Origin of the sequence: Paenibacillus sp., assembly GCF_035645235.1 — a bacterium.
In the GTDB taxonomy this organism is placed as follows: Bacteria; Bacillota; Bacilli; order Paenibacillales; family YIM-B00363; genus Paenibacillus_AE.
Map to the genome: position 1 here is coordinate 1 of NZ_DASQMZ010000036.1, position 4307 is coordinate 4307.

Annotated in this window: 4 protein-coding genes and 1 pseudogene; 3 read left to right on the top strand and 2 right to left on the bottom strand. The window is 60.6% G+C overall.

The window, feature by feature from the left end; all coding sequences use genetic code 11:
* Positions 1 to 51: 51 nt before the first annotated feature.
* A complete protein-coding gene (locus VEZ38_RS03415) occupies positions 52 to 1368 on the bottom strand; it encodes a hemolysin family protein (RefSeq protein WP_324891946.1) in 1317 nt (438 codons plus the stop codon).
* 119 nt (positions 1369 to 1487) lie between these two features.
* Positions 1488 to 1892 (bottom strand): CBS domain-containing protein, encoded by a 405-nt coding sequence (locus VEZ38_RS03420; protein WP_324891947.1) that lies wholly within the window; start codon positions 1890 to 1892, stop codon positions 1488 to 1490.
* Between the two features lie 134 nt (positions 1893 to 2026).
* Here VEZ38_RS03420 and VEZ38_RS03425 point away from each other — a divergent pair, with 134 nt between their 5' ends.
* The 3 genes and pseudogenes from VEZ38_RS03425 to VEZ38_RS03435 form a co-directional block, all read left to right on the top strand.
* The gene (locus VEZ38_RS03425) at positions 2027 to 2245 is read left to right on the top strand and encodes a hypothetical protein (RefSeq protein ID WP_324891948.1); all 219 of its coding nucleotides are present in this window, start codon (positions 2027 to 2029) and stop codon (positions 2243 to 2245) included.
* Between the two features lie 38 nt (positions 2246 to 2283).
* Positions 2284 to 3462 (top strand): HAMP domain-containing sensor histidine kinase, encoded by a 1179-nt coding sequence (locus VEZ38_RS03430; RefSeq protein ID WP_324891949.1) that lies wholly within the window; start codon positions 2284 to 2286, stop codon positions 3460 to 3462.
* A gap of 387 nt (positions 3463 to 3849) precedes the next feature.
* A pseudogene (locus tag VEZ38_RS03435) lies at positions 3850 to 4307 on the top strand (DNA mismatch repair protein MutS); the annotation flags it as partial.

Sequence of the window (4307 nt, forward strand, 5' to 3'; positions counted from 1 at the left end):
CCGAAATCGGCGAAGTTACCGGAGAACTCCGGTAACCGGGCACGCGCGGGCTTACCCTACGCCGAACGCGCGCACCGGCTCATGGCGCCGTCGCCGCACGAGGATGCGCGAGACGCGCAGATTTTCCGTCTCCTCGACGGAAAATTCGAACTCGCCCACGATGACCTTCTGATGGACGCGCGGAGGGCTCTCGACGTGGGCGTACATCCAGCCGCCGATCGTATCGTACACGTCGTTGTCGATCGCAACCCCGAAATGCTCGTTCACGTCCTCGATGAGCAGCAACCCGTCGATCGAAAACGTCTCCGCATCCCGCTTCTCGATCGCCGGCCGCTCCTCGTCGAATTCGTCGTGCACCTCGCCGACCAGCTCCTCGATAATGTCCTCGAACGTCACGAGCCCCGCCGTGCCGCCGTATTCGTCGATGAGCAGCGCCATGTACGACCGCTTGCGCTGCAGCACCTTCATCAGCTGCGGAATCGGCATCGATTCCGGCACCTTCATGATCGGCCGAACGAACGGCCGCAGGTCGGTCGCGCCGTTCGGCTCGAGCAGGTCCTTAATGTGAACCATGCCGACGACGTTGTCCTTGTCCTCGACGCACACCGGGTACCGCGTATGCTTCTCCTCGATCACGATGCGCATATTGTCGGCGAACGGCCGGTCGGCGTACAAGCATACCATCTCCGTCCGCGGAATCATTATTTCGCGCGCGGTCGTATCGGCGAAGTCGAACACGTTATGGACGAGCGCCAGCTCCGTATTGTCGATGTGCCCGCTCTTATTGCTCTCTTTCACGAGAATGCGGATTTCGTCTTCCGTATGCGCCGACTCGCTCTCGCTCGCCGGCTCGATGCCGAGCAGCCGCAGCAGCCGCCCCGCGAGACCGTTGAGCAGCCAGATGAAGGGATACATGATTCGATAGAAAAGGTCGAGCGGCAACGCCGTCATGAGCGTCACGCCTTCGGATTTGCGGATCGCGAGCGTCTTGGGCATCAGCTCGCCGAGGACGATATGGAGGATCGTAATGAGGGAAAACGCGATGGCGAACGCGAGCGGATGGAGCAGCGGATCGGGGATGCGGCCGGCGAACGTCGTCTCGAGCCATTTCGCGATCGTCGGCTCGCCGATCCAGCCGAGCCCGAGGGAGGCCAAGGTAATGCCCAGTTGACATGCCGAAAGATAGGCGTCCAAGTTCGTCGTCAGACGCCTCGCGAAGGCGGCGCGCCGATGGCCTTGCTGCACGAGCGCATCGATGCGGGTGCCCCGCACCTTGACCATCGCGAATTCCGCAGCCACAAAGAAGCCGTTCAGAAACACCAACACGACGATCGACGTCAGTCCGAGCCATAAGGGCAAGGGGTCCACTCGCGTCTCCGCCCGCGCGGTCCGATTTCGGCCTCGCGCGGACGGATCCACCTCCTCTAAGATAGTTATTATCAGCCTATTCCGACGAATGTCGTCCTATGTTCGGGGATGATGCGGAATTAGCGCGCCATTTTCCCATAACAGTACTCGATGATATCGCTTCGGCGAATGATGCCGATGAAGACGTCCATATCGTCGACGACGGGGACGAAATTTTGCGAGACGGCCAGCTTGATCAGGTCCTCCATGACGGCGTTGATGCGGACGGGCTCGACGGTGCGGCGCTGCTTGACGTCGCGGAGCGGGACGCGATGCGTGTCGGAAAACTTGAGCTCCGGCTCGTTCTTCAGCTTGAACAGCAGGTCGCCCTCCGTAATCGTGCCGACGTATTTGCCGTTCTCCTCGACGAGCGGCACGGCGGTGTAACCGTGGCGGTCCATGCGCTCGAGCGCCTGGCGCATCGTATGGTTCGGCGTCAGCGTAATGACGTCGGTCTTCGGTAAAAGAAAAAATGCAACATTCATGAGTGAAGTCGTCCTCTCGTTCGTATCGCCTCTCATTGTAACATGTTTGAGCGGCGGGGGATAAGTTGCGCTATAATAAGGGGCTAGAAGGCCAGTAGGAACTACTATGCGCAAAGGCAGGCGAACATCGCAACATGGGAAATACCTTCTTCTTATACGGCTCCATTGCGGTCGTGGGGGTGACGCTGATCGGCTTCTTGGCCACCCTTTGGATCGGCGCGTCCCGCGAAAACAATGAGGGCAATCCGGCGTACGACCGAAACTCCGTGCCGAATTGGATTCGGCTTTCCGTCATTTATGCGCTGACGACCGCGCTCGCGATCGGCGCGCTCATTTGGTTCGTCCGAGGATGAGGACGTAGACACGAAATGAGGGACTGGGGGTGTAGCGGATGGCATCCTACCATTGGTTAAAGCGCTTCCAACAGCACTGCGAAAACGAAGTCATCGACGAGTGGCTCGACCTCGTCGAGGAAGAGTTCCCGGGCGTCTATCCGCGGGACGAGCTGAAGATGAACGCGAGCATTTACTTCCGCTTGCTCGTGGAAGCTTGGATCCCCGTCGAGACGCATCCCGCGATCGGCATCATTCCCGCGATGTGCGATTACCATGCGCGGCGCGGGACGCCCGCGTCTCGACTGCTGCACAGCACGCACCTGTGGCGGAAGGCCTCGATGCGGCTCCTTACGGCTTACCATGCGGTCGATACGCCGTCGCCGGAAGAGCGCGACGCCGGCTGCTCCGTGCTGAACGATCGTCTCGATACGATCCAGCGCATGATCGCCGACCATTACTGGACCTACACGAAGGCGATCGTCTCCCAGAAGGAGGAGGTCATTCATCAGCTTCACCACGACCGTCTGCAGCTGCTCGGCAAGATGGCGGCGAGCCTCGCGCACGAGCTGCGAAACCCGCTGTTCGCGATCGAGGGCTTTCTGAAGCTGATCGACCGGGAAATTCGCGGCGGTCCCCTCGAATCCCCGAAGCTGCTGCGATATTTGGACGTCATCCGCAAGGAGTTCGACGGGTTGTACGCGCAAATCACGCAGTTCCTCAGCTTCTCGAAGAACAGCGGCGTCGCCGAGCCGTTCGCGGAGCTCGAGGTGCGGGAGATGGTCGCGGCCGCCGCGGAATTCATCGCGCCTCGGCTGTCGAGCGAAGGGATCGAGCTCGAGACGTCGGTCGAGGAAGGGCTGCGGGCGTTCGTACAGCCAGCCTCGATGCAGCAGGTGCTCATCAACCTGCTGAACAACAGCATCGACGCGCTCACGGGAGCGGAAGAGGAGAAGCGCATTCGGATCGAAGCGCGCGGCGACGCCTCCGAGGTGCGCATCGACGTCATCGACAACGGCGCCGGCATTTCCCCGGCGATGCTGGATGCGCTGTTTACGCCGTTCGTCAGCGGGAAAGCCCACGGCACCGGCTTGGGGCTCGCGATCTGCAAGCAAATCATGGAGAAGAACGAAGGAGACATTACGGCGTCGTCCATCCCCGGACGGACGACGTTCACGCTGCGGCTCCGTTCGGCGGGAGGCATTGTTTCCCTTGACAATCCGTCGTCTTCGGCCTAAAATATACCATAACTCTACATAGGGAGAGATTTTGATGTCTGCAGGGGTTCTTAACTGAGCAACTTCATACGAGGCTAGACCGAGGATTGTTCGCAGGAGACCTTGTCGATCCGGCAGGGGCTTGTTTGCTTGCGCGCTTCGCGTCGGAATCTCGATCAGTTAAGAACACGCGGAACGAACATCTTGCGCCATCGGCGTACTCCTTCGGCCCATCGCCGCGCTGTGTTTCTTGCAGCGCGGTTTTTTTGTCGGTCCGGATTGGGGGAGTAGGCCTGTCCCGGCAAAGCTGCGTCGTGCGTTTTCGGCGTCGGCTTTGTCTTTTTTTTGCGCCGCGGAGGCGGCTTGGAGACATCAAAATTATTCTTGACTATGGGAGCGAAAAGAAAAATGAACGAACAAACATTGCACCGATTGGAATATATGCAAGTGGTGGAGCAAGTGACGGGCTACGCGAATACCTACGTCGGCAAGACGCTCGCGCGCTCGCTGCGGCCGGTGACGGAAGCGTCGGCGGCGCGTTCGCTGCTCGAGGAAACCGCCGAGGCGGCGGCGTTGCTGCGGCACGGCGCCAGCGTGCCGCTGCCGTCGCTCGAGGGGATGGAGACCGTTTTCCAGCTTGTGGGGACGGGGTATGTGTTTACGGAGGCGGATTTCGGGGCGATCCTCACGTTCTTGACGGGCTGCGGACAGCTGCGGCGGTATATGGAAGGCAAACGGGAGCAGGCGCCGCGAGTGACGTCGTACGCGCATTCGCTGTACGACCTCGCGGACGTTCGGCGCGAGATCGACCGCTGCATCCGGTACGGGCGGGTGGACGACGCGGCGAGCGGGGAGCTCGCGAAGGT

Excerpts from the sequence above, each read along its gene's own strand:
- VEZ38_RS03420 (WP_324891947.1), bottom strand. The coding sequence starts at position 1,892 with ATGAATGTTGCATTTTTTCTTTTACCGAAGACCGACGTCATTACGCTG.
- VEZ38_RS03430 (WP_324891949.1), top strand. The coding sequence starts at position 2,284 with ATGGCATCCTACCATTGGTTAAAGCGCTTCCAACAGCACTGCGAAAAC.
- VEZ38_RS03425 (WP_324891948.1), top strand. The coding sequence starts at position 2,027 with ATGGGAAATACCTTCTTCTTATACGGCTCCATTGCGGTCGTGGGGGTG.